The sequence below is a fragment of the Lysinibacillus zambalensis genome (assembly GCF_040183165.1).
In the GTDB taxonomy this organism is placed as follows: domain Bacteria; phylum Bacillota; class Bacilli; order Bacillales_A; family Planococcaceae; genus Lysinibacillus; species Lysinibacillus zambalensis.
The window spans coordinates 77528-104308 of the sequence record NZ_JBEGDG010000012.1; the positions used below are offsets into that span (position 1 = coordinate 77528).

At 40.3% G+C, this 26781-nt stretch carries 21 protein-coding genes and 1 riboswitch; of the genes, 2 read left to right on the plus strand and 19 right to left on the minus strand.

Translation table 11 applies throughout. The features are described from left to right. Positions 1-282: 282 nt before the first annotated feature. The 18 genes from rpoE to ABNX05_RS16280 form a co-directional block, all read right to left on the minus strand. Entirely contained in the window at positions 283-819 is a 537-nt protein-coding gene (rpoE, locus tag ABNX05_RS16195; RefSeq protein WP_349660660.1) for a DNA-directed RNA polymerase subunit delta, read from the minus strand. A gap of 150 nt (positions 820-969) precedes the next feature. Beyond that, positions 970-1131 carry a hypothetical protein gene (locus tag ABNX05_RS16200; protein ID WP_170938864.1) on the minus strand — a complete coding sequence of 54 codons (162 nt, stop codon included), beginning with the start codon at positions 1129-1131 and terminating at the stop codon, positions 970-972. Between the two features lie 127 nt (positions 1132-1258). Continuing rightward, complete coding sequence (icmF, locus tag ABNX05_RS16205) at positions 1259-4507, minus strand: fused isobutyryl-CoA mutase/GTPase IcmF (RefSeq protein ID WP_349660661.1); 3249 nt, start codon at positions 4505-4507, stop codon at positions 1259-1261. Positions 4508-4635: 128 nt separating this feature from the next. Continuing rightward, positions 4636-5268: a TetR/AcrR family transcriptional regulator gene (locus tag ABNX05_RS16210; RefSeq protein WP_197139646.1), complete on the minus strand. Its 633-nt coding sequence runs from the start codon at positions 5266-5268 to the stop codon at positions 4636-4638. Positions 5269-5271: 3 nt separating this feature from the next. After that, positions 5272-6408, minus strand: coding sequence for an acyl-CoA dehydrogenase (locus ABNX05_RS16215; protein ID WP_349660662.1), 1137 nt, complete (start codon positions 6406-6408; stop codon positions 5272-5274). A 132-nt stretch (positions 6409-6540) separates the two neighbouring features. After that, positions 6541-7677, minus strand: coding sequence for an acyl-CoA dehydrogenase (locus ABNX05_RS16220; RefSeq protein ID WP_349660663.1), 1137 nt, complete (start codon positions 7675-7677; stop codon positions 6541-6543). A gap of 69 nt (positions 7678-7746) precedes the next feature. Beyond that, a complete protein-coding gene (locus ABNX05_RS16225) occupies positions 7747-8598 on the minus strand; it encodes a 3-hydroxybutyryl-CoA dehydrogenase (RefSeq protein ID WP_349660712.1) in 852 nt (283 codons plus the stop codon). Next, positions 8598-9803: an acetyl-CoA C-acetyltransferase gene (locus tag ABNX05_RS16230; RefSeq protein WP_349660664.1), complete on the minus strand. Its 1206-nt coding sequence runs from the start codon at positions 9801-9803 to the stop codon at positions 8598-8600. The genes ABNX05_RS16225 and ABNX05_RS16230 overlap by 1 nt, the downstream gene beginning before the upstream one ends. 329 nt (positions 9804-10132) lie before the next feature. Further along, on the minus strand, positions 10133-12355 hold the full coding sequence (locus ABNX05_RS16235; protein WP_349660665.1) for a heterodisulfide reductase-related iron-sulfur binding cluster: 2223 nt from the start codon (positions 12353-12355) through the stop codon (positions 10133-10135). Between the two features lie 456 nt (positions 12356-12811). Beyond that, positions 12812-13375, minus strand: a complete 564-nt coding sequence (locus tag ABNX05_RS16240; RefSeq protein WP_079559371.1) for a cob(I)yrinic acid a,c-diamide adenosyltransferase — start codon at positions 13373-13375, stop codon at positions 12812-12814. A gap of 170 nt (positions 13376-13545) precedes the next feature. Next, positions 13546-15021: an adenosylcobinamide amidohydrolase gene (locus ABNX05_RS16245; protein WP_349660666.1), complete on the minus strand. Its 1476-nt coding sequence runs from the start codon at positions 15019-15021 to the stop codon at positions 13546-13548. Continuing rightward, entirely contained in the window at positions 15018-16019 is a 1002-nt protein-coding gene (locus ABNX05_RS16250) for a FecCD family ABC transporter permease (RefSeq protein WP_349660667.1), read from the minus strand. Before ABNX05_RS16250 ends, ABNX05_RS16245 begins: the two co-directional genes overlap by 4 nt. Next, a complete protein-coding gene (locus tag ABNX05_RS16255; RefSeq protein WP_349660668.1) occupies positions 16016-16981 on the minus strand; it encodes an ABC transporter substrate-binding protein in 966 nt (321 codons plus the stop codon). The genes ABNX05_RS16250 and ABNX05_RS16255 overlap by 4 nt, the downstream gene beginning before the upstream one ends. A gap of 497 nt (positions 16982-17478) precedes the next feature. Then, positions 17479-17661: riboswitch (cobalamin riboswitch) on the minus strand. 146 nt (positions 17662-17807) lie between these two features. Then, complete coding sequence (locus ABNX05_RS16260; RefSeq protein WP_349660669.1) at positions 17808-19475, minus strand: acyl-CoA dehydrogenase family protein; 1668 nt, start codon at positions 19473-19475, stop codon at positions 17808-17810. 1 nt (position 19476) lies between these two features. After that, entirely contained in the window at positions 19477-20979 is a 1503-nt protein-coding gene (locus ABNX05_RS16265; RefSeq protein WP_349660670.1) for a class I adenylate-forming enzyme family protein, read from the minus strand. Next, positions 20972-21361 (minus strand): MerR family transcriptional regulator, encoded by a 390-nt coding sequence (locus tag ABNX05_RS16270; protein ID WP_349660671.1) that lies wholly within the window; start codon positions 21359-21361, stop codon positions 20972-20974. The genes ABNX05_RS16265 and ABNX05_RS16270 overlap by 8 nt, the downstream gene beginning before the upstream one ends. A 723-nt stretch (positions 21362-22084) precedes the next feature. Next, complete coding sequence (gene argS / locus ABNX05_RS16275) at positions 22085-23752, minus strand: arginine--tRNA ligase (protein ID WP_349660713.1); 1668 nt, start codon at positions 23750-23752, stop codon at positions 22085-22087. Further along, positions 23752-24183 (minus strand): YwiB family protein, encoded by a 432-nt coding sequence (locus ABNX05_RS16280; RefSeq protein ID WP_323648762.1) that lies wholly within the window; start codon positions 24181-24183, stop codon positions 23752-23754. The genes argS and ABNX05_RS16280 overlap by 1 nt, the downstream gene beginning before the upstream one ends. A 206-nt stretch (positions 24184-24389) precedes the next feature. Here ABNX05_RS16280 and ABNX05_RS16285 point away from each other — a divergent pair, with 206 nt between their 5' ends. After that, positions 24390-25271, plus strand: a complete 882-nt coding sequence (locus tag ABNX05_RS16285; RefSeq protein ID WP_349660672.1) for a threonine ammonia-lyase — start codon at positions 24390-24392, stop codon at positions 25269-25271. Here the strand turns inward: ABNX05_RS16285 and ABNX05_RS16290 are convergent. Beyond that, the gene (locus ABNX05_RS16290) at positions 25257-25661 is read right to left on the minus strand and encodes a winged helix-turn-helix transcriptional regulator (protein WP_349660673.1); all 405 of its coding nucleotides are present in this window, start codon (positions 25659-25661) and stop codon (positions 25257-25259) included. The genes ABNX05_RS16285 and ABNX05_RS16290 overlap by 15 nt on opposite strands. Positions 25662-25826: 165 nt before the next feature. Here ABNX05_RS16290 and ABNX05_RS16295 point away from each other — a divergent pair, with 165 nt between their 5' ends. After that, positions 25827-26543, plus strand: a complete 717-nt coding sequence (locus ABNX05_RS16295) for a 3-ketoacyl-ACP reductase (RefSeq protein WP_349660674.1) — start codon at positions 25827-25829, stop codon at positions 26541-26543. The last annotated feature ends 238 nt before the right edge of the window (positions 26544-26781 follow it).

Below are 26781 nucleotides of genomic sequence, written 5' to 3' on the forward strand. Positions count from 1 at the left end.
AATTATAAACATGGGAGAACTTGATTGAATAAAGTTAAAAAATAAAAAAACGCTCCTCCTGCATAGGTTTGCAGGGGGAGCGTATTACATACACGGTCTTTCTCCTTTAATAAGGAGCCCAAGTAAAAGATTAAACGGAACCGTGATAGAAGTCAAGATTTTTTACTACAAGGATAAAAGAAAGAAAATTTCAAAGAGTAATTATCATCAATTATACCTCGATTTCCATGACATCCTTAGAAGGCTTACTAACTTATTTTAGCGGATGTTTGCTGAAATAAATTAGACTTCATCCTCTTCTTCAAATTCATCTTCTTCTTCATCGATAAAGTCTTCATCGATTTCTTCATCGATGTCTTCTAAATCTTCTTCATCAAAGTCGATATCTTCTTTATCATCTGCTTCATCTTCTTCTTCTTCTTCATCTAGATCTTCTTCAACGAATTCTTCATAATCTTCATCAAAGTCAATATCTTCTTCTTCTAAATCTTCTTCATCCTCAAGGGCTGCTTTAGATTTTTTCTTATGCGTTTTAACAGATGGAGCTGTTTCTTCTTCAATCTGTTCAACTTTATACCATTCACGTAAGCCCCAGCCTGTTTCTTGATTAAATAAGAAGCGGCCATCTACATTTATATCCGTGTAAAATTGTAGTAGGCGAGCTTTTATTTCCTCATCACTATAGCCAACAAGCTCTTGAATAATTGTTAATAAGTCATTAAAAGACACTGAGGCACGTTTTTCATTTAAAATTGCATAAGCTAAGTTAATTAACGATTCTTCCGCTAATTGTTCTTTTGTCATTTCACGAAAATTCATTCGTGCACTTCCTTTCTCTCATCACATTGGACGTTTTAAAATTCATATAGCTTTATTTTCGGAGCGCAGCAAAAAAAGGCCGCACAAAAGTAACTTCCCATCATAAGCATAATACCCATTATATACAAAGTATTATCCTCATTGCTAGCTTCAATTACTGTTTTTTATATCACGCATCTTTTTTATCCCCAAGTAAAACAAATAGACAGATAATAATAGTAAAGGAACAGCGCCAATTTGCTTATCATACAGGAAAATAACTCCTACCACCAAAGCTAAAATAATGATGTAGTTAATAGCCGATTTCATCATCTATTGCGTCTCCCCTTTTTTTTACATTTCTATTATAACGGAAATAAAAAGAAGTGCCTAATCCTAAGACTAGGCACTTAAAACTATACAAACATTTTGTACAAAATAGAATAAACGTTAACGATCATTACATATTACGACGATATTGTCCGCCTACCTCGTATAAAGCATTCGTGATTTGCCCTAAGCTAGCGACTTTTACGGTTTCCATAAGCTCAGCGAAAATATTACCGTTGTTTACAGCTACTTGTTGTAAACGAGCAAGAGCTGCTGCATTCTCGCCTTCATGTTGCTTCCAGAAAGCCTGTAAATTACGAATTTGCGTCTCTTTTTCTTCCGTTGATGCACGCGCAATTTCCATATTGTTAATTTCATCTTCAGAAGGCGGATTGGGATTTAAGTATGTGTTTACACCAATGATTGGTAACTCACCTGAATGCTTTAGCATCTCGTAGTGCATAGATTCCTCTTGAATCTTACCACGTTGATATTGTGTTTCCATTGCACCTAGTACGCCACCACGATCATTGATACGATCAAACTCTTCTAGTACCGCTTCTTCTACAAGATCTGTTAACTCTTCTACGATAAACGCTCCTTGTAATGGATTTTCGTTTTTCGCTAAGCCATGTTCCTTCGTAATAATCATTTGAATAGCCATCGCACGACGTACAGATTCTTCCGTAGGCGTTGTAATAGCTTCATCATATGCATTCGTATGCAATGAATTACAGTTATCCTGTAATGCCATTAACGCCTGTAACGTTGTGCGGATATCATTAAAGTCAATCTCCTGTGCATGCAAACTACGTCCAGATGTTTGAATATGATATTTCAATTTTTGCGCTCGTTCATTGGCGCCGTACTTATCACGCATAACAATTGCCCAAATACGGCGAGCTACGCGTCCAATAACTGTGTACTCTGGATCAAGTCCATTAGAGAAGAAGAATGATAGATTTGGCGCAAAGTCGTCAATATTCATTCCTCGACTTAAATAATATTCTACATACGTAAAGCCATTTGCTAATGTAAAGGCCAACTGTGAAATTGGATTCGCACCAGCTTCGGCAATATGGTAACCAGAAATAGATACAGAGTAATAATTACGAACTTTATGATCGATAAAGTATTGCTGAATATCTCCCATCATACGTAACGCAAACTCTGTTGAGAATATACATGTATTTTGCCCTTGATCTTCCTTTAAAATATCTGCTTGCACGGTTCCGCGTACAACCTGTAATGTTTTCTCGCGTGTCTCCGTAAATTCTTCAACTGTTAAAGGTCGATCCAGTTCTTTCTCACGTAGTTTCACTTGCTGATCAATAGCCGTATTCATGAACATTGCCAAAATAACCGGTGCTGGACCGTTAATTGTCATCGATACAGAAGTTGATGGTGCACATAAATCAAAGCCTGCATATAGCTTTTTCATATCTTCTAACGTACAAATAGAAACACCCGACTCTCCAACCTTTCCATAAATATCAGGTCGGTAATCTGGATCCTCCCCATATAGCGTTACCGAATCAAATGCTGTTGATAAACGTTTCGCATCATCATCCTTCGATAAATAATGGAATCGTTTATTCGTACGCTCAGGCGTTCCTTCGCCAGCAAATTGTCGCTTCGGATCTTCCCCTTCACGCTTAAATTGGAATACCCCTGCTGTATACGGGAATTCACCAGGTACATTTTCTTTATAAACCCAGCGTAAAATTTCACCATAATCTACGAATTTCGGCAAGGCTACTTTAGGAATTTTCGTACCTGATAAACTCGTTGTCTTTAAAATTGTTCGAATTTCCTTATCTCGAACTTTCGTTACTAATTCATCTCCAGCATACGCTTCTTTTAAAGCATGCCAATTATCTAAAATACGTTTAGATTCAGCCGTTAATTCATCTCTGACACCTTCCGCTAAAGAAGTAAGAGATGCAATTAATGCATCATTTGGCGCCTTTTCCTTGATTGTTTCAATAGATCCCTCTAATTGGAATAGACGGCGAGCAAATTCCACTTGTTGCTCTGATTTTTTATGATAGCCACGCACAGTGTCCGTGAGTTCTCGTAAATAATAACGACGGTCGTTTGGAATAATCACATCTTGCTTTTGCGTTTTCGCAAATTGCTCATAACCCGTCTCCCAATGACTACCTGTCTTCGTATTAATGATATTTACTAATGCTGCAAATAAAGCATTCGTTCCTTTATCATTAAATTGACTAGCAATCGTACCGTACACAGGCATATTATCAAGTGATTCATCCCAAAGCTCTCGAGAACGTTGATATTGCTTCTGCACTTGACGTAGTGCATCCTCAGAGCCTTTGCGTTCAAATTTATTGATGGCAATCACATCCGCAAAATCAATCATGTCAATTTTCTCAAGCTGTGTAGGCGCACCAAATTCACTTGTCATTACGTACATAGATAGATCAGTGTATTTTGTAATTTCCGCGTCACCCTGACCAATACCACTTGTTTCAACAATGATTAAATCATAGCCCGCTACACGCGTTACATCTAGCACGTCTCCAATGGAAGCAGTAAGCTCTGTACGAGATCCACGAGTTGCTAAACTACGCATATATACGCGATTATTGAAAATCGCATTCATACGAATTCGGTCACCAAGTAAAGCCCCACCTGTCTTTTGCTTTGTCGGATCGACAGACAGAATAGCTACGCGCTTATCTGGAAACTCTTTCAAGAAACGACGAATTAATTCATCTGTTAAGGAAGATTTACCTGCACCACCTGTTCCCGTAATACCTAATACAGGCGTCCCTTTTGAGCGTTTGCGAGCTTCCGCTAGCATCTTTTTCGTTTCTTCATCTTCATTCGATTCAGCCGCAGTTAATAAGTTTGCTAAAATTTCAGGTGTTTCTGTTGATAGAGCATCCAGCTTTTCTTGATAGCTACCTATAGCAGTTGGGAAATCAGTTCCTTTAATTTTCTCATTAATCATCCCTTGTAATCCTAAAACACGCCCATCCTCTGGTGAGAAAATCCCAGCAATCCCGTAAGCATGTAGCTCTTTAATTTCACGCGGTAAAATAACACCACCGCCACCACCATAAATTTTAATATGTGGCGCCCCTTTTTCACGCAGCAAATCATACATATATTTAAAGTATTCCATATGTCCACCTTGATAAGATGATACTGCAATACCTTGCGCATCCTCTTGAATCGCAGCATTTACGACTTCTTCCACGGAGCGGTTATGCCCTAAATGGATTACCTCTACACCGCTTGATTGCAAAATACGTCGTATAATGTTAACCGAAGCATCATGTCCATCAAATAGACTTGATGCTGTAACAAAACGTACGTGATTTTTTGGACGATATACTTCTACCTTTGTCATATGAAATCCCCACTTTCTCCCCTTAATCAATTACACCTTTGTGTGATGAAACAGCTTTCTATTTATAAAAAAATCGGTAATTGCAATGTCGCTTTATGCAATTACCGACAACCCCTTTACAGAACTTATTAGAACCCCTTTATGCCTGAAATGAACAATGTTATTTGCATTTCAATAAATTCGTCAATCGAGTGCTGACGATGGAGCGCCCATTTACGGAATGCCCAGCTTTGTCCAGAAACGACTAAATTATTTGCTGCTAAGTGAATTTGTTTATCTGTCATCGTTATTTCACCTGACTGCACACAGCGTTTTAGTAATCGCTCAAAAGTAGCAACCATCTCAAACTCTTTACTAAATACATAGCGTTGTGCTTCTTTCGACAGCGATTTTGTTTCCTGATACATGATTGTCAGCTCATCAACCAAACTATCAATTTGCAAGAAATACTCTCGAATCATTTCCTTTAGCTCTTCAATCGTTCCTGCCTTAATTTCAAAACTTGAAAGTCGCCCCATCGCATGGTGATAAATACTATCACATACAAGGTAAAGGACGTCTTCCTTCGTACGAATATATTCATATAATGTTCCGATACTAAAGCCTGCAGCTTTTGCGATTTCTCTCGTTGTGGCACGGTGAAACCCTTTTTCTTTAAATAATTTAATGGCTCCCTCTATCATCTGTTCTCGACGAATGGCGATGAGATTTTCATCTTTTACTGTTGACTGTACTTGGGGTCTTTTATCTTTTTCTGTCATACGTTACTTTGTCAACATACGAGAGATAACAAGTCGTTGAATCTCTTGTGTACCTTCGTAAATTTGTGTGATTTTTGCATCACGCATGAAGCGCTCAACTGGATAATCCTTCGTATAACCATATCCACCAAAGACTTGAACCGCCTCAGTCGTTACACTCATCGCCGTATCCCCAGCCATTAATTTTGCCATTGCAGACGCCTTACCATAAGGTAGACCATTCGATTCTAACCAAGCCGCTTGGTATGTAAGCAGTCGAGATGCTTCAATTTGAGTTGCCATATCTGCAAGCTTAAAGGATATACCTTGGTTAGCAGTAATCGGCTTACCAAATTGCACACGCTCTTTACCGTATTCAACCGCTGCATCCAATGCACCTTGCGCAATCCCTAAAGCTTGTGCGGCAATACCATTACGTCCTCCATCAAGTGTTGTCATCGCAATTTTGAAGCCTTCTCCCTCAGCTCCAAGCAGGTTTTCTTTCGGAACGCGACAGTTATCAAAAATAATTTCAGTTGTAGGAGATGAACGAATACCTAGTTTTTTCTCCTTCTTCCCTACCGAGAAGCCTTCAAAGCCTGCTTCAACGATAAAAGCAGATGTGCCATGTTTAGCTTCTGGATCTGTTACTGCAAATACAACATATGTATCTGCTACTCCACCGTTTGTAATGAAGATTTTCGAGCCGTTTAAAATATAGTCATCGCCATCACGTTTTGCATATGTTTTCATGCCACCAGCATCCGAACCAGATCCTGGCTCCGTTAAGCCGTAAGCACCGATATGTTTACCTTCTGCCATTGGACGAAGGTATTTTTGTTTTTGTTCTTCATTACCGAATTTAAAAATCGGCCAACCCGCAAGTGAAGTATGTGCTGATAAAGTTACCCCTGTTGAAGCACATACACGTGATAATTCTTCTACTGCAATGACATATGCAAGATAATCAAAGCCTGCACCGCCGTATTCTTCTGGCCATGGAATACCTGTTAAGCCTAGCTCTGCCATTTTATCGAAAATTGCACGGTCAAACTCTTCGTTCTCGTCACGTTCAGCTGCTGTTGGTGCTACTTCATTAATAGCAAAATCACGAATCATTTCACGTAATTGCTCATGCTCTTCTGTTAATTGAAAGTTCATTGTCCATTTCCCCTTTTTCGTTAGACTCAGTTTTGTTGATTTCTATATGTGATGATGTTTCGCGGGATTAACGGTCTTCCCTGTACAATCGTCAATCTCCTTGAAAAATCAACTCCGCAATAACATCAGACTTTATTTAAGTAAATGTTTACTAATGACTAGCTTTTGAATTTCGCTTGTACCCTCGTATATTTCTGTCACCTTTGCATCTCGGAAATAGCGTTCTACAGGATAGTCTTTTGTATAGCCATAGCCACCAAAAATTTGTATAGCGTCTATCGCTGTTTGCACGGCTGTACGAGAGGCAAAAAGTTTCGCCATCGAGGCCTCGGCTCCGCATGGCAACCCTTTTGTGCGTAAATCTGCTGCTCGAAAAACTAGTAATTTTGCTGACTCTACAGCAGTTGCCATATCAGCAAGCTTGAAGCCAACCCCTTGTTGCGCTGCAATAGGCTTTCCAAATTGGACACGTTCTTTTGCATACGCAGTAGCTGCCTCTAGCGCCGCTTCGGCAATGCCTAGAGATTGAGCTGCGATTCCAATACGTCCAACGTCTAAGTTAGCCATTGCAATTTTAAAGCCTTCCCCTTCCTCCCCAAGAAGGTTTGCAGCTGGAATGCGACAGTTGTCGAATGTTAGTTGAACTGTACGTGAGCCATGTAAGCCCATTTTATGTTCATCTTTACCTATGATTAAGCCTGGTGTTCCTTTTTCAACTATAAATGCTGAAATACCACGTGTTTTTCCAGCAGGATTCGTTGAGGCAAAGACAATATAAACATCTGCTTCTCCACCGTTTGTAATAAACACCTTGGAGCCATTGATGACATATTCATCTCCATCTCGCACCGCTTTGGATTGTAAAGAGCCAGCGTCAGAACCAGCGCTAGGCTCTGTTAAACAAAATGCCCCTAAATATTCACCCGCAGCAAGCTTTGGAACATAGCGTTTCTTCTGTTCATCGTTACCGAAATAAATGATAGGATTTGTTCCAACCGAAGTATGCACGGATAAAATAACACCCATTACTGCGCTAACCTTTGATAGTTCATTGATCGCAATTATGTACGATGTGAAATCCATCGCTGAGCCGCCTAATTCCTCAGGCGTTGTAATCCCCATTAAACCTAATTCTCCCATTTGCGCAAGGAGTTCACGCGGAAACTCTCCTGCTTCCATACGCTCTACCCACGGTTCAATTTTATCCTGAGCGAAATTTCGAACCATATCACGCATCATTATTTGTTCATCTGTAAATTGTAAATGCATCTATAATGTCACCCCTGTACGTTGTCCCGTAGCATTTCATTTCATTTGAATCGTCCCATCCCCATAGGATTATTCATAAACGTAAAAGCCTCTTCCGGATTTTTTACCTAGCCATCCTGCTGCCACATATTTACGAAGCAATGGACAAGGTCTATATTTACTATCGCCTAAGCCCTCATGTAAAATCTCCATGATGGATAAACATGTATCAAGGCCAATAAAGTCTGCCAATGTTAACGGTCCCATCGGATGATTCATGCCTAGCTTCATTACATCGTCAATGGCTTCTTTCGATGCTACCCCTTCATACAATGCGTAGACCGCTTCATTAATCATTGGTAATAAAATACGATTCGAAATAAAACCTGGGAAGTCATTTACTTCCACCGGCGTTTTCGATAATTTTACTGTCATGTCTTCAACTGCTTTGTAGACTTCATCACTAGTAGCTAACCCTCGAATAATTTCTACAAGCTTCATAACAGGTACTGGATTCATAAAGTGCATACCAATCACTTGCTCTGGACGATTTGTAACAGCTGCAATTTCCGTAATTGGTAAAGATGATGTATTCGTAGCTAAAATGGCGTGTGCCGGTGCAATCTGATCAATTTGCTTAAAGATGGATTGCTTCACTTCCATATTTTCCACAGCTGCCTCAATGATAATATCTACATCACTAGCATCCTGTAAATCTAGTGACATATTAATACGACCTAAAATGGCTGCCTTCTCATCCTCCGTTTTACGCCCCTTTTCGACATCACGTGTCAGATTTTTCGTAATGACTCCTAAACCGCGTTCGAAAAATTCTTGTTTCATGTCATTCAGTTTTACATCATAGCCAGCTTGTGCACAAACTTGTGCAATGCCAGAGCCCATTTGCCCTGCACCAATAACCATTACTTTTTGAATTCCCATCATTCGTGTCCCCCTGTTTTCGGTACTTCAATCATAATCGCATCGCCTTGCCCTCCACCTGAGCAGATAGCAGCAATTCCGATACCACCGCCACGACGTTTTAATTCATGAGCAAGTGTTAAAATAATGCGTGCTCCAGATGCTCCGATTGGATGACCTAACGCAACTGCACCACCGTTAACATTGATCTTTTCAGCATCTAGATCCGCTAGCTGCTTGCTGACAAGAGCTACTGCTGCAAATGCTTCATTGATTTCAATCAAATCAATATCAGCTAATGATTTCCCCGTCTTTTTAAGTAATTTGTTAATGACAAGCCCTGGTGTTTGCGGGAAGTTCTCTGGTTCAATCGCAAGCTCTTCATGGCCGATAATCACCGCAAGCGGCTCTCTTCCTTCACGTGCTGCACGTTCCTCACTCATTACTACTAAGGCACATGCCCCATCGTTAACGCCAGGTGCATTACCTGCTGTAATCGTTCCATCCTTGTCAAAGGCTGGCTTAAGTTTTGCAAGTACCTCTATTGTTGTACCAGCTCTTGGTGCCTCGTCCGTATCGACATGAAGCGGCTCTCCCTTACGTTGTGGAATTTCCACAGGTACGATTTCTTCAGCAAAGTAACCCTTCTCAATTGCTGCAAGTGCACGTTCATGACTGCGAACAGACCAAGCATCCTGCTCCTCACGGCTTAACGAATATTCTTTGGCCGTTACATTGCCGTAGATTCCCATATGCGGCCTTGTCTTATCGAAAGCACATGTTAAGCCATCATATAGCATGCCATCTACCATTGTTGAATCGCCCATGCGTAAGCCTGTTCGACCGTTTTGTAGATAATACGGTGCATTGGACATAGATTCCATACCACCAGCGATTATTACTTCTTCGTCCCCTAATCGAATTAGCTGATCCGCTAGTGTTACAGCACGCATCCCTGACGCACAAACTTTGTTAATCGTTTCTGTTTTCACTGCTATCGGTAAGCTTGCTTTGATCGCAGCCTGCCTTGAAGGAATTTGGCCCTGTCCCCCTTGTAAAACGGAGCCTAAAATTACTTCATTCACTTCAGCAGGCGAAATATTCGCTTTCTCAAGTGCCCCTTTTATGGCGATCGCGCCTAAATCACTAGCGCTTAATGCTGATAGTGAACCCCCAAACTTACCAAATGCAGTTCTTGCTCCTGCTAAAATTACTGCTCTATTCAAGTAAAACACCCCTTTTGTTTTACGTTCTAGAAGAAGTATAAGAGCATTAATGTTGACTGAACGCTCGCTCGACCTCTATCGATGAAAAATGGGAGTATCAATTATGCCACGGCATAATTGTTTCCAGAATCGGCTTTGTGCAAGCACAAAGATCTCCTTTCCGATTCCGTGACATCCGCCGGAGGCATTAACTTCTTTCAGCGAGTGTTCAGACACCCGCTGAAAAAGTTATAGTTAACTCCCATTTCCATTTAATCTTATTCTACAAAACAATTATTTATTGTGCAATTTATATTTTTCAGATAACTAAAATATTTCTGCAATAACCGTCATTTTTCTGCGTTAACCTCTGCTTTCTCGTTTCGTTCGACACTATCCACAGAAGCTACTACTTCTTCAACCATTACATCCGCTGCTTCTTCAACAGACTCCTCGACAGCTTTCACTTTTTCACCAAATACTGAACGCTCTAATAGTTCTGCAACATCGAATGTACCGATTGTATCTTCAACCTCTTTTGCCTTCGTACCATCCTCAAGCATCGTTAAGCAGTAAGGACATCCAGAGGAAATAACTGAAGCATTCGTTGCTAAAGCTTGCTCTGTTCTTGCTACGTTAATTCGGTTGCCGACATGCTCTTCCATCCACATTAAGCCGCCACCTGCACCACAGCACATTGCTTCCTCACGATTACGCTCCATTTCCACAAGCTTAATACCTGGAATACCTCGTAAAATCTCACGTGGTGCATCATAAACATCGTTATAACGACCTAAATAACAAGAATCGTGGAACACAATCGTTTCATGAACTTCATAATTTAACGCTAGACGATTTTCATCAATCAATTGATTCAATAGTTCAGTATGGTGGTAGACCTCGCCCTTCCAGCCAAAGTCTTGGTATTCATTTTTAAAGATGTTGTAAGCATGAGGGTCAATTGTAACGATTTTCTTCACGTCGTTTTTCTCAAATTCATCAATATTCGCTGTCGCCAGCTCTTGGAATAAAAACTCATTTCCTAAACGACGAGGAGTGTCCCCAGAGTTTTTCTCTTTATTTCCTAAAATCGCAAACTTCACGCCTGCCTCGTTTAATAGACGACAGAATGCTAGGGCAATTTTTTGTGAGCGGTTATCAAACGCCCCCATCGAACCTACCCAGAATAAATATTCCATTTCTTCGCCTGATTTTTTCAGCTCTTTCACTGTTGGAATATGAATTGTCGGATCTAAGTCACGCCAATTTTCTTTTTCTTTACGGTTTAAGCCCCAAGGATTGCCTTGACGTTCGATATTTGTCATCGCGCGTTGTGCATCAGGGTTTACTTTTCCTTCAGTCATTGTTAAGTAACGGCGTAAATCAATAATTTTATCGACATGCTCATTCATAACAGGGCATTGATCTTCACAGTTTCGGCAAGTTGTACATGCCCAAATCTCTTCTTCTGTAATGACTTCGCCGATTAAAGAAGGGCTGTAGATATCTTCAATAACTGCCCCCTCAGCACCAGCTGCCATCGCTAACTGATTCCCCTTTGTTTTAGCAAAGAATTGATATGGTACCCAAGGCTTTTGCTTTGTCTCAACAGCACCTGTAAATGTTAAATGATCACGTAGCTTCACGATTAAATCCATCGGTGATAGCATTTTCCCTGTCCCTGACGCTGGACACATATTTGTACAACGTCCGCACTCTACACAAGAATATAAATCTAGCATTTGTTTTTGTGTGAAGTCTTGAATACGTCCAACACCAATTGCTGGAATATCCTCTTCATCTTCAGCATTTTCTAATGCTTCAAAATCGATTGGTGTTAAAGTACCTGTACGATCTAAACGATTCATGTACACATTGATTGGACTCACAATTAAGTGGAAGTGCTTCGATTGTGGTACATACACTAAGAATGTTAATAGAATTAATAAGTGCGCCCACCACATTACATAGAAAACAACTGCCGCTGCTGATGCTGGTAAGAAGCTAAAAATAGCAGCAATGCCAGAAGCAACTGGCTCTGTATAAGTTAGTTCTTCACCATGCCAAATTAGTCCCATACCATTTGCAAGCAATGTGGATACCATTAACCCGCCAATGAATATTAAAACAAGCCCATTTTTCCAGCCTCGTTTTAGACGTACTAGCTTTTCTACATAACGACGGTAAAATGCCCACACAACCGCCACTAAAATCATTAATACTACAAGCTCTTGGAAAAATGTAAACACACTATAGAAAATGCCAAGCGGCAAATGTGATCCAGGTGCTAACCCCTTCCAAATTAAATCAATGGCACCTAGCTGCACCATCAAAAATCCATAGAAGAACATAACGTGAATTAAACCACTCTTCGGATCTTTTAATAGCTTATTTTGGCCAAGTACATTGACCATAAGATAACGAATTCGTTCTTGAACACTTTCATCAAACTCAACCTTTTTCCCCAATTGCACAAACTTATAGCGTGTTTTTAACAGATAGAAAAATAACCCTACTGCATAAAGCACAACCACGACTGTTAGAACAATGTTTGCAATTACTAATGGACTCATGGTTGGTCCCCCCTTTAGTTTGTCGTAAGTTTCTCTCTTTGTAGTAAATTTGCTAGTTCAATCATTATATTCCTATTCTAATAAATGAGTGAGCATTCAGTCAACATAAAACGGAAATATTTCTGATAATTTTATATTCTTACATTTTACAAGATAAAAAGCCACCCTGAATTTTCAAAGCGAGCTATTAACCACTATAGAGATTTATTCATTTATATTATGAATCTATCTTTTAATTGTCTTCAGATATTCAAAAAGCCGATTTGCATCATGTTTTTGATGACAAATCGACTTTTTCAAGTGTGCTAGATTTCAACGTGATGCCTTTAGCCTTTCGTAAAAACCAAAATTATTCCGATAAAAGCTAAAATTGTTCCGATAAATCTTCAAAGTATTCTTCGAAAAACGAATTCATTACAATAACGTAGAGTTCATCCACAACTTTTAGTGATCAAGTTATTTTTTAAACACATTGCCGCTTCGAATATATTCAATATCCGCAACATTCAATCGGAAATTCACAACACGTGCAACCGCAAATAAATAATCAGATAGACGGTTTAAATATTTTTGTACAATTGTCGGTACATCTTCGATTTCCTTCATAAGCGTTACCATTTGACGCTCTGCTCGACGCGCTACTGTACGAGCAATGTGTAAAGTTGCAGCTGCTGGTGCACCGCCTGGTAGAATAAAGCGTTGTAACGGTGGTGCTTCATCTGACAATGCATCAATACGCGATTCCAACACTTCAATCGGCTGCTCTGTAAGCTTATAATGACGCTCCTTCATAACATTAGCAAGGTCTCCGCCTGCATCAAAAAGCTCATGCTGAATCGTTTCTAAATCAATTAAAATATCCTTGAATAGCTCACGATCTAGTTCACTAATAGCCTTACCAATAAAAGAATTTAATTCATCGATGGCCCCATATGTCTCTACGCGTAAGCTATCTTTGTCAACGCGTCCACCGATAAGACTTGTTTTCCCTGTATCGCCTGTTTTCGTGTAAAGCTTCATTTCTCTCATCTCCTAGAATTGTTTTTTATCAATTTCGCCTTGGCGTAATTGTTGCTGTCGCTACGTTAGCACTACGCTTTCGCACAGATAAACAATGCGTCCGGATTTTGAATTGTGCCCGCACAATTCATTCCCTTGAAAATCCGTGACATCCGCCGGCGGCATTATCTTCATTCAGCAAGTGTATCTGCTGAATGAAGATAATTTTTTATTGCCTGCACAGTCGTTTCAAAAACACCTCTACCGATGATCTTACCTACATCAGTAATGGGACCGCCGTACAGCATTTCTTCCCCTTTTTGTGTCGCTGCAATCAATAAACTATCTGTAGCAGTACCTGTTGCAATCGTACCACTAAGCTCATCACGAATATTTTCTGATTGCATTGCCTTTGTTTTCGCCTCATTAGCTGTCATCATTGCTTGGAAAAACGCTTCTTCTGATAAACAGCCATTCACGATGACCCACGTATTTATAGTACCAATATATGGTTCATCTTGTCTTTCATGTGCACGAGATACATCAACAGCATTACCAACCCCAGCCGTAACAGCTACAAGAACGCTACCAAAAGAAGCTTGAAATTCATTAATAGCTACAAGATTTGTTGGGACAGCTGTTAACATGACGACTGTACTTGTAGATGAAAAGTGCTCCTTTAGTAAAAATTCAGCGACCTCTCTCTTTACATCATTAATCACATAATCTATTGGTACAGAGCGATTTAACAGACAATCATACCAACCGATACCCGGATTATGGACAGCTGAGGACACCGTTTTTAAAGGAAACTCTGATTGAAGCTTAATGTACTGATCTGTAACAGTGAAATTTTCTTTTTTAATGACAGCACGTTGCTGATGTTCAACGGTGGCTGGCATCATTGTAATTTGAGGCTTTGGAATTTCTGGATGTGCATAAGTTGCCACTCGAGCATGATAGACATCTTCAATTTGCGAAGCGACTAATACTTCATGCGGCGCCCCAAATGCCCGCATCCGTCCTTCCTCCATTAGTAATAATTCATCACAGTAAAGAGAAGCTAAATTCATATCATGCAGTACCATAATAACGGTCAAACCACATTCTATTGCTTCCTTTCGTACCATATCTAAAATTTGACGTTGATGCGCAATATCTAGATGGTTGGTCGGCTCATCTAGCAGCAATATTTCCGCTGTTTGTGCAAGCGCTTGGGCGACAAAAACCCTTTGCTGTTCACCGCCCGACAAAAATTCCATCGGTGTCTGTTCATAGCGTTTTACACCTGTTTGCAGCATTGCATGTTGCACTGCTTGTTCATCACGAGCAGACCAGCTTGAAAAGAAGCCTGTTTGATGTGGATAACGTCCAAGAGATACAGCCTCCCTTACACTGTTTGAAAATGTATTAACATGTAATTGTGGCAGCACTGCCATCTTCTTTGCTAATGCACGAGCAGTGTAAGAGCTACTGTTTTTACCATCTACTAATACAGTGCCTGCAGTTGCTGGTAGTATGCCACTTATTACTTTTAACAGTGTGGATTTCCCACTACCATTCGGCCCTAAAATCCCTAGTATTTTACCTTTTTCAACGGAAAAACTTATATCGTGGACGATCGGTACGTCTTCATAACCACCGGAAAGATGTTCAACAACAATCATGCCCGTACCCCCTTGCCTCTACGTTGTTTATAAAAAATATAGGAAAAAACGGGCGCCCCAATAAATGCAGTAATGACACCAATCGGCAGCTCTCTTGGCATAATAATTGTTCTTGCTATTAAATCACAAATAATTAGCAAAGTTGCCCCATTTAAAAATGATAACGGCAATAAATGACGATGATCTGAACCCCAAACCATTCTCGTCATATGAGGAACAACTAAACCAACAAAGCCAATCGTTCCAGAAACAGCTACCGCTGCTCCTGTCAACATGGATCCACCTACTAAAATAATATATTTACTACGTTTAACATTGACACCTAAATGCTTCGCACGTTCTTCACCATATAACAGAACATTTAACTCACGTCTTTGTGTCCAAAGCATAATAGAGCCAATAATGACAAACGGAATGATCATCTGAACGTAAGGCCAACCACGCATCGATACTGAACCGAGCAACCAACCGATTACTTGGCGTAGCTCCTCACCAGATAATGCAATCATTAATGAAATCAAGGAACCTAAAAACGAACTAAATATTACCCCTGTTAAAATAAGAGTTTCCATTTTTAGTGAACGGTCTACTATTCTAGCAAAACCCATAACAGCAAACATTGTTAATATGGCCCCTATCATACTAAAGACTGGCAATGTAAAATGACCGATTACAGGTATTGAGACACTAAAGAAAATCGTCATCACTGCGCCAACTGATGCACCGGAGGAAACACCTAACGTATAAGGATCAGCCAAAGGATTTTTTAATAGGCCTTGAAAAGCTGCCCCTGCAATAGCAAGTGATGCCCCTACAAGCCCTGCTAGCATCACTCGAGGTAAACGAATCTTCCATAAAATATTGGCAGCTGTTTCATCGGCCGCCGTATTCCACAATACTTCTAATGGAATATGAACCGAGCCTATCGCTACACCACACCAGATGCTAATGATTAAAAGCGTAATTGCTGTTACATAGGCTACAATTGTTTTACTCATTTAAACGCCTCTGGGTAAACGGCCTTTGCTAATTCCTCAAAACCATCTGCTAATCGAGGACCTTGACGACTTGTCATACTTTCATCCACTTGTACAATAGCTTTATTTTTTACGGCAGTTACTGTCTCAAAGCCTGGACGTTGTGGAATTTTCGTTAAAATATTTGGTACATAATTATATGCCACAACAATGACATCTGGATTTTTCGCAATAATTTGTTCAGCTTCAATTGGATACCAGTCATTTACATCTGCTGCCACATTTTCGGCATGAATCATTTCTAGCATTTCATTCATAAATGTACCTTTACCAGCTGTATAAATCTGTGGCTCATCAGACGATTCTAAAAAGACTTTCTTTGGCTCAACACCCTTAAGTTTTGTTTCAACTTCTTCAATTTTATCCTTCATATTTGCGACTATTTTTTTAGCCTCTTCTAGTTTTCCCGTTGCACGACCAAGCTGTTCAATCGTTGTGTAAGTTTCATTAAAGTTTTTTGCATCCGCTACAACAAATACTTTCACACCGGCAGCCTCAAGCTGTTCAATTGCTCCTTTTGAATAACTCATACCGGATGCATGTGCAAAAACGATATCTGGCGTTAACGCAATAATTTGTTCAATATTATAATCTACACCGCCAACCTTATCTTTTTTAGTAGCCTCTGCTGGATAATCGTCATTATCTGTTACACCTACTATTTCATCATTTAAGCCAAGACCAAATAAAATTTCAGTGTTACTTGGAATGAGAGAAACTATTTTTTCAGGAGGTGCTTCTAGCGTAATATCTTTGCCAACAGCATCTGTTATCGTCATTGGAAATGTTGCTTGATCTACTTTAGATGTCTCTTGCTGCTCAGCAGATGACGGCTTGTCATTTGTCGCCTCTTTTGTGTTGCACGCTGCAAGCAAGCCAACAGCTAAAAATGCTGATAATCCTATTTTCCAAAATTTCTTCATGTGAATCCCCCTTAGTCTATCTGTGCATAAAGTTAACGACTTGTTTATCTGATTGATCGATACATTTTAGGTTTTATCGTTTAAGGTTGTGGAGTTGTTTATCTCTCAACGTTGTGGGGATATCGTCCAACTTTTTAAGTTTATCACCCAACTTTGTGGATTTATCGACCACATCGTGTGTTTCCGCACAACATTATGGGGTTATCACCCAACATTTTAGGCTTATCGTCCAACTTTTTAAGTTTATCACCCAACTTTGTGGATTTATCGACCACATCGTATTTCCGCACAACATTATGGGGTTATCACCCAACATTTTAGGCTTATCGCCCAACTTTTTGAGTTTATTACCTAACGTTGTGGGGGTATCGCCCTCTTTTTCAAATTTATCGATATTCAGCTTACAAAACAAATACCCCTCATCATAAAAAAAATGAGGGGGTCAAATTTGCACAATATACATATACAAAATCCACCATCCTATCCTCGTAGGCTACAACGTGTTTTCTATAAAGGCAGGTCTCCTGGCTCGTGCTTCATACGCTTTTTCAAGCCTTCCCGAAATTTTCAGTGGCGCAGATTGAAAAAACTCACACTTACAGTGGCGGGACCGCATCGGAATTACACCGATTTCCCTTTTCACTTTACTTAAGTAAAGAACCTTTATAATATTCAGTTGATTGTATTATACATGAAAATCAAAGAAGTCGCCTCCATTCGAGACGACTCTTCATCAAATCAATTATGCTCGTCATAATTGCCACAGGACGTGGCGTGCTTAGACTGGGTTCCTCTATTTCAGCGGATGTTTGGACGCTGAAAAAAGTTAAACTATGTCAGAAAAATACTGTACCGTTTTCATTGGTGCACCCATTTCTCGTAATGCCCATGTATTCTCTAAATAAATGTCTGCTAGCTTCTCATATTTACCGCCGAATCTTTGTGCCCATTCAACTGCTACAACACTTTCATATAAATGTGCCATTTGCTCTGCGACCTTTTTTGCTTCAAACGTTTTTGTTGCATCATCTAAACGGCTAAATGTTTGCCAAGTTGAATCTAGTTTTGCTAATTGCCCTACTACAATTTCAACTAATGGACTGTCAGCCAGTTTTTCTAGACGTTCCTCCATAACACGAACAAACATTTCGTGCACATGAAACTTATCTACTAAACGAATGAGCTCTAAAGCTAAAATATTTGCAGTCCCCTCCCATACGGTAAGGACCTGTGCATCTCTTAATAACCGAGGTGTAACAAAGTCTTCAATATAGCCGTTTCCGCCATGTAATTCAATGGCTTCACTCGCATAATGTACAGCTTGCTCAGCGGTTTCTTTTTTCATGATTGCAATATACAAGCGGTTCAAAATGATGTCCTCTTTATTCCCCTGTCCACTAGTTACTTTATCGTATAGCTGAATAAGATCAAAAACCGTAGCAACTTCTACATGAAGCTTGGCAGCAAATTTCCCTAGTGTATCCTGGATCATAGGATATTGCGTTAAAGGCTTACCAAATGCATGGCGATTTGTCACATAGTGCTTCGCCTCTAAATAGCCGCGACGCATGATGCCGATAGAAGCAACTGCATTGCAAATTCTTGATAAATTAAGCGCCTCCAACATATAGTAAATCCCTTTATTCAGATCACCAACAACATATGCGAGCGCCCCATCAAATTCCACCTCACCAGAAGGTACTGCTCTAACACCAAGTTTATCCTTTAAACGCCGAACGCGCAGGTTATTAACTGTGCCATCATCATTTCTCCATGGAACTGCAAACAATGTTAAACCCTTTGAGCCTGCACGAGCCCCTTCTATGCGTGCCAATACCATAGTCACTCCACACATTCCAGCGTTAGATGCAAAATATTTCTCACCATATAAACGATACTGATTGCCGTCCTGCCTTGCCTCTACAACATTCGCTCCGACATCAGAGCCACCTTGGCGCTCCGTTAAAAATGTAGCCCCCTCATAGAGCTCTGTCTCTCCAGTTGCACAAACATGTGGTAAAAAGCGCTCCTTCACCTCATCACTCGCATAATGATCAAGCAGATAAGCCGTTGCCATCGTTAACGTAACAGGACAGTAAAAGCCTGGTTCAGCATGTGATAGTATATAGCCTTGAGCAAAGCTATACACATAGTTGCCCTTTCTACCTAATTGCGGAATATCTTTATGCACATAGCCAACAATGCCAGTATTGTACGTCTCTTCAATTGTTTTTTTATAACCGTCATTGACCCAAATCTCTGACACTTCTTCACCATAGGCATTATACCTTTGTAATCGAGGTTCACCCTCTCTATCCGTATGTTTAGCTCTCACATCAATATCTCCTGCACAAAGCTCACCGAAATCTGTTAGCTCACGTGTTGCATATTCCGCAAACTCTTTATCTAGCATCATTTCTAAAACGTTTTGAAGTGTATCATTCTCTTTAAAAAAGTTTGTTGTTTTCATTTCTTCCTGCTGTAAAACCTTCATTTTATCTCACCTCTTGTCCTTTCAACGTTTGTTTTAGTATTTTGCCTGATGCATTTCGTGGTAGCGCTTCTACACGTTCGAACATGCGTGGAATTTTATATTTAGCAAGATGCTCCTCCAAATAAGCTTTAAGTTCGTTCTCGTCAATTTCTGTTTTAGCAGCATAAACAGCCTTCACGGTTTCTCCCCACTCCGGATGTGGTACACCTATTACAGCAACTTCAAATATTCCCTCATAACTCAACATACGATCTTCAATTTCTTTCGGATAAATATTCACACCGCCTGAAAAAACGACATCCTTTTTACGATCAACAATCCAAATATAGCCGTCCTCATCTAAGCGAGCTAAGTCACCTGTTTTCAGCCAGCCATCTATAAATGCAGCCTTTGTTGCGATATCATCCTTGTAATAGCCCAGCATATTGCTCTCACCGAATAACACAATTTCTCCTACTTCACCAACACTGACATCTTCTCCAATGTCGTTGATAATACGCAGCTCTGCTCCAAGTGGTGCACGTCGCCCAACGCTCCCCGCCTTCGTTGCATGCTCTTCACCAAGCAATATTGAACCGTTTGGCCCAGCCTCTGTTAAGCCATAGACACAAGTTAAATTTTCTGTTCTAAAAGCTTTTTGTAAATGACGGACTTCGTTTTGTGATAACGGTGCGCCACCATATGCCCACCATTTCATCGATGATAAATCAGCTGTTTGCAATCTTGGCAGTTGGGCAGTTAACAAATATGCAACAGGCGCTCCAAAGAAATGCGTCGTCCGCTCCTGCTCTATTGAATCAATAAATAAATCAGGTGTAAACGTTGGTGTTAACACGTTTGTTGATCCTACAAGTACCCCTGCCATTAAAAATAAATGTAATGGAGCTGAATGCGTTAATGGCATCATAAGAAGGATCCGGCTTTCTGGCTTTACTTCCATTTCCACTGCAATCATTTGCGCTACAGATAAAATATTGCGATAGCTAAACAACACACCCTTTGGTTTTCCCGTTGTACCCGATGTATATAAAATCGTTGAGACATCATCTTCATTCAACTGGCAATCAATGGTTTGAGTGCTTGCATGTTCAATAAGTGTTTCATAGTTTAGCCAGCCAGCGTACTCTTGACCCGTTTTGATTTTTAAAGGAACTACCGTGATGTTTTCAACTGCTGCAAAAATTGCCTCATGCACTAAAATAGCTTTAGCATCAGCATGCCGAGCTACATACTCGACCTCCTGCAACGTAAATTTCGCATTTACCGGTACGACAATAGCCCCGATGCGCTGAATAGCAAAATAGCTAACAACAAACTCTACAACATTTGGCATAAAAATGATTACTTTATCGCCTTGTCGCACACCCTGCTCTACTAAAGCATGACTAAAACGTGTCACTTGCTCATCTAAATCACGATAAGTTACTCGTCTGCCCTGACAAACAACCGCTTCACTCATAGGGTACTTTCGCGCATTACGTGCTAACAAATTCGAACTATTCATCAAGCATCTCTCCCTTTAAAGTCGCTAATTTTTCTGTAAATATGCCTTGTAACTGCTGTATCTCCTTTTTCATCTGTACAAGCTCTGCAATTTTGCCGTCAATCTCTTCAATTTTTTGTTCCCCATACTCGACCGTACGCTCCAACTGCTGAATGCCCGTGCGATCATAATCAAACAGCAACACCATCTCCTTAATCTCCTCAAGTGAAAAACCGTACCGCTTTCCTCGGAAAATAAGCTTAAGCTTCGCTAATTCTTTTTTTGAAAAGGTTCGCTGATTAGTAGATGATCGATTGGGATGAAGCAGCCCCAGCTCCTCATAATAACGAATTGTCCGTGTTGAAACATTAAACTGCTTAGCCACTTCTTGAATCGTCTTCAACACCATCTCCCCCTTCTCATTTTTCATCAGTATATCATTGACGCTAACGTAAACTTCAACAAAATATCTGAATTTTGCAGAAAATTATAGTTTTAGAGAGATGAATCTGATTATTTCGGAGATATTATCTGGCACTTTGATGGTTCTATCCACGGTTTTGGAGTTCTATCCATGGTTTTGGAGTTCTATCCACGGTTTTGGGGATTCTATCCACGGTTTTGTGGATTCTATCCGTCGCTCTGGAGGTTCTTTCCGTCGCTTCTGATTCTTTCCCCTCGCTCTGCCGGTTCTTTCCGTCGCTTCGACTATCCTTTCCGTCGCCACGGCTATTCTTTCCGTCGCTCTGCCGGTTCTTTCCGTCGCCCCGACTGCTCCTTCCGTCGCTTCGGATTCTTTCCGTCGCTTCGACTATTCTTTCCGTCGCTTCGGCGATTCTTTCCTTCGCCACAGCTACTCTTTCCGTCGCTTCGGATTCTTTCCGTCACCTCGGCGGTTCTTTCCGTCGCCCAGGTTACTCTTTCCGTCGCTTCGACTATCCTTTCCGTCGCCACGGCTGCTCTTTCCCTCGCTTCGGCTATTCTTTCCGCCTCCCCGGAATCTTTCCCTCACCCCGGCCACTCTTACTGTCGCCCCGCCATTCTTTCCCTCACCTCAACCGCTCTTGCTACCTAAAACAAAAAAACCCCCGGCACATGATTGTGCCGGAGGCTGGAAAGACGATTATTACATTTTTTCTGGTGCTGATACGCCGATTAAGCGTAGTGCGTTGGCAATTGTTGTACGCACAGCAGTGATAAGGGCTAAGCGAGCTTCTGTTAGCTCTTTATTTGAAGCATCTAACACTTTTTCAGCGTTATAGAAGCTGTGGAATGCAGCTGCTGTTTCTTGAATATAGTTGGCGATACGGTGTGGTGTACGGTGCTTCGCAGCATCTGCTACCATTTTCGGGAAGTCGCCCACTTTTTTCAGTAAATCGATTTCTTTTTCAGCAGTTAGTAGGCTTAAATGATCTGTTGTTGCAGCAAAGCCTTGCTCATTTGCTGAGCGTAAAATTGAAGAAATACGTGCATGTGCATATTGTGCGTAGTACACTGGGTTTTCGTTTGATTGAGAAACGGCAAGGTCAAGGTCAAAGTCCATGTGAGAATCGCCTGCTGTTTTCACGAAGAAGTAACGAACTGCATCTAAGCCAACTTCTTCTACAAGCTCACGCATTGTAACTGCATTCCCTGTACGTTTAGACATTTTGAATTTCTCACCGTTTTTATAAAGTTGAACCATTTGGATGATTTCTACTTCAAGTGTATCACGGTCGTAACCAAGCGCCTGAATGGCAGCTTTCATACGTGGGATATAGCCGTGATGATCAGCACCCCAAATATTAATTAATTTATCGAAGCCGCGTACAATTTTATCTTCATGATATGCGATATCTGGAGTCAAATATGTGAAAGAGCCATCATTTTTAATTAACACGCGGTCTTTATCGTCGCCAAATGTTGTCGAACGGAACCAAGTAGCACCGTCTTCTTCAAATACATGGCCATTCGCTTTTAGTTTATCTAAAGCTACTTCGATTTTGCCGTTTTCGTATAGTGATGTTTCTGAATACCACTCATCAAAGTTTACACGGAAGTTTGCAAGGTCTGTTTTTAACTTGGCTAATTCTAACGCTAAACCATGTTGACGGAAGAATGCAAAACGTTCTTCTTCAGATTTTGATAAAATTGCATCGCCATGCTCACCTGCTAGTTTACCAGCGATTTCAATAATATCTGGACCGTGGTAGCCATCCTCTGGCATCTCAGCATCCAATCCTAAAGCTTGCTTATAACGAGCTTCAAGTGAATACGCTAAGTTATTAATTTGGTTACCTGCATCGTTAATGTAGTACTCACGAGATACTGCGTAACCTGCCATATCTAACACATTACATAATGAATCCCCTACAGAAGCTCCACGTGCATGACCTAAATGAAGATCTCCTGTTGGATTTGCAGATACGAATTCAACTTGAACTTTTTCTCCTGCACCAGCATTTGAACGGCCATAATCAGCACCTTGCTCAAGCACTGCTTTTACTACACCTGTTAGGAAATCTTTACGCACAGTGATATTCATGAAGCCAGGGCCAGCAATATCGATTTTTTCAATATCTGTCCCTGCTGTGTCTAGATTTTCTAAAATTGCTTCTGCAATCGCACGAGGTGGTTTTTTTGCTAACTTCGTTAATTGCATTGCAATGTTTGTTGCATAGTCCCCATTTGCCTTATCCTTCGGTGTTTCTAGGTGAATATTTAACTCTGTGCCAGCTTCGACTAAACTAGCTTTTTCAACAGCCTGCGCAATTGCCACTTTAATGGCTTGTTGTACTTGTTCTACTGCGTTCATCATTGTACCTCCGTAAATGTAATGTCTAATGTATAATTGCCAACGGATTGCCCACCCATTAGTAAATCGTACTGTACATGGAAATCTCCACTTACTGCCTGCTTTGTAAATGTCATTTCCTTCGTGTCTATGACGAGTGGCATTGAACCTAATTCACTTTCATAATGACCCATTTGTTGTTCAATTATGTTAAGTGGTAATCGCATTTTTACTGCTCCATTACGCATAATTAATGCCTGTTCATTGCCTAGCTTCATAGTTGTGCGGATGGTTTTATCCTCTTGCACCTCTTCATATTTCAAATATATGCTTCCTGCTTTTTCAAGTAGCTGCCCTGTTAGCAACATTTCATAACCTTCAGATTCCCCCTCAATTGGGCGAATTGTAGAAATGAGCTTAATGTTCACCTGCGATCTTGCTTCGTTCGCCATTATGGACGCTCCCTTTTAATGTTTTTACTATAACCTTTTTATTATAGGATGAATACTCATATTTTTTCAAGATAGAAGTAAGTATTCTATCCGATGTTTGTTCAGAATTACTTACCATTTAAGTATTGACACAATTTCCCTGTAAATCTACAGTTATATTATAAAGTTTGAATTTTTAATTATTTTATTGAAATGGGGGTTGCTTTATGTTAACACTTGAACAAATTCATGCTGCTAAACGAAGAATTTCTCCTTATATATTTGAAACGCCTATTATTCGATTAAACGGGCTCGATCATCTTTTAGGATGTCACGTCTACATAAAAGCCGAGAATATGCAAAAAACAAACTCCTTTAAGCTTCGAGGGGCTCTCAATAAAATGCTTTCCACACCATTAGAACAATTACAAAAAGGCGTAGTTGCTGCATCCTCAGGAAATCATGGCAAAGGTGTTGCATATGCTGCCAAACTGTTAAATAGTAAGGCAACAATTGTTCTACCGGATTCAGCTCCTACCGTTAAGGTTGAGGGAATACGTGCCTTAGGTGCAGAAGTTGTACAGTGTAAGCTAACAGAAAGACATGTCCTTACTGAAAGACTTAGTCGTGATCATGGCTATTGCAACATACATCCTTATGATGATTACGATATTATGGCAGGACAAGGAACAGTAGGCTTGGAAATAGTAGCACAGCTCCCAGATGTCGATACTATAGTTGTGCCTATTGGTGGTGGTGGATTATTAAGTGGCATTGCAACTGCTGTCAAATCCATAGCCCCTCGTATCAAAATAATCGGTGTGGAGCCAGCTGCTGTTTCGCGTTATACAAAAAGCTTAGAAGCTGGTGAAAGATTGCTTTTAGCCGAACACAAATCTTTGGCAGATGCCCTACTAACTTTACAGCCAGGGGAACGGAATTTTCCAATTGTCCAAGAGCTTGTCGATGAGGTTGTAAGTGTAGATGAGGCTTTGATCCAACGTGGGATGAAAACCTTACTCTCCGAGGGTAAAATTATCGCAGAACCCTCCTCTTCTATCGGAATTGGCGCTGACATATTGCTTTCGCTAATATCACTGACTATTTAAATCCTCCGAAATGACCTCATTATTGCTTTCTTTTTTAATTTGACCGATTCTATTTTTTCCCCATTCATACATCATTTCAACGATTGGTAATAACGTCATCCCTAGTTCAGTCATTGAATACTCGACTTTCGGAGGAACTTCTGGAAACACTTCTCGATGAACAATCCCATCTTCCATCAGTTCACGTAATTGGTTTGATAATATTTTATGAGATATTTTCGGAAAAAGTCTTTGAAGCTCACTGAAGCGATGCGGTCCTTCGACGCCTAAATGCCACAGAATAACAACCTTCCATTTACCGCTTATGATCGATAAGGTAAGTTCTTTTTCACAATGATAATCGTTATTTATTATTCTCTCTTTTATCTCTTCTCTTAATTTATCTGTCATAAAGCGTACTCCCTTTTCCTATAAGTAACTTTTAGTAACCTCCGCACAAAAAAGTGCACTCTTCACAATGTAGAAAACCGTAGTAAAATGAGGTTAGTCTTAAAGACAAATCTTAATCTATTTTTTCGTCTAAATAAAACGATCTTATCTAAAGGAGAGAAAAACATGCAAGCAATCGCAGGTAAAGTGGCGTTAGTTACAGGAGCTGGACGTGGAATTGGACGCGCAACAGCAGTAGCTTTTGCGCAAGAAGGTATTCACGTAGGTCTTGTTGGACGTACACTTGAAAATTTACAACAAGTAGCAGAGGAACTAAAACAATATGATGTGAAGGTAGCCATCGCTACGGCAAACGTAGCGGATTTAGACTCTATTACTACAGCCGTTGAATCTATTCGCGGTGAGCTTGGCGCGATCGATATTTTAGTAAACAATGCTGGTATTTCAAAATTCGGTGGCTTCATGGACTTAACGCCTGAAGAATGGACAAATATTATCGATGTCAACGTAAAAGGTGTGTACTACACGACACGCGCTGTATTACCAGAAATGATCGAGCGCAATACAGGCGATATCATTAATATTTCCTCAACAGCTGGTCAAAAAGGTGCACCGATTACAAGCGCATACTCAGCTTCAAAAGCTGCAGTTATCGGACTAAGTGAGTCATTAATGCTTGAAGTGCGTAAGAAAAATATTCGCGTTACAACATTAACGCCAAGTACAGTTGCTACAGATATGGCTGTTGAACTAAACTTAACAGACGGCAATCCAGAAAAAGTAATGCAAGCAGAAGATTTAGCAGATTTAATGGTTGCACAACTAAAACTTCACCCACGTGTTGTCTTAAAACACGCAGGACTTTGGTCGACGAACCCTTAATAGAATTCTTTGAAAGATCAAGGCGCTATCCGATGTATTTGGGGTGGCGCCTTTCTTTTTTAACAATATGCTCCTATGAAATCCATACAGTTTATGGCTACTTTCTTTAGGAATTGGATGGGCAAATTGTTTCTTAGTTAGAGCTTAAAGTTACCCCCACTCACCCGCTTCTTTTCGAAGACCCTACTTATTTTATCCAGCTTACGCAAAAGGTTGTATCGCAATACTTTAATAGCAC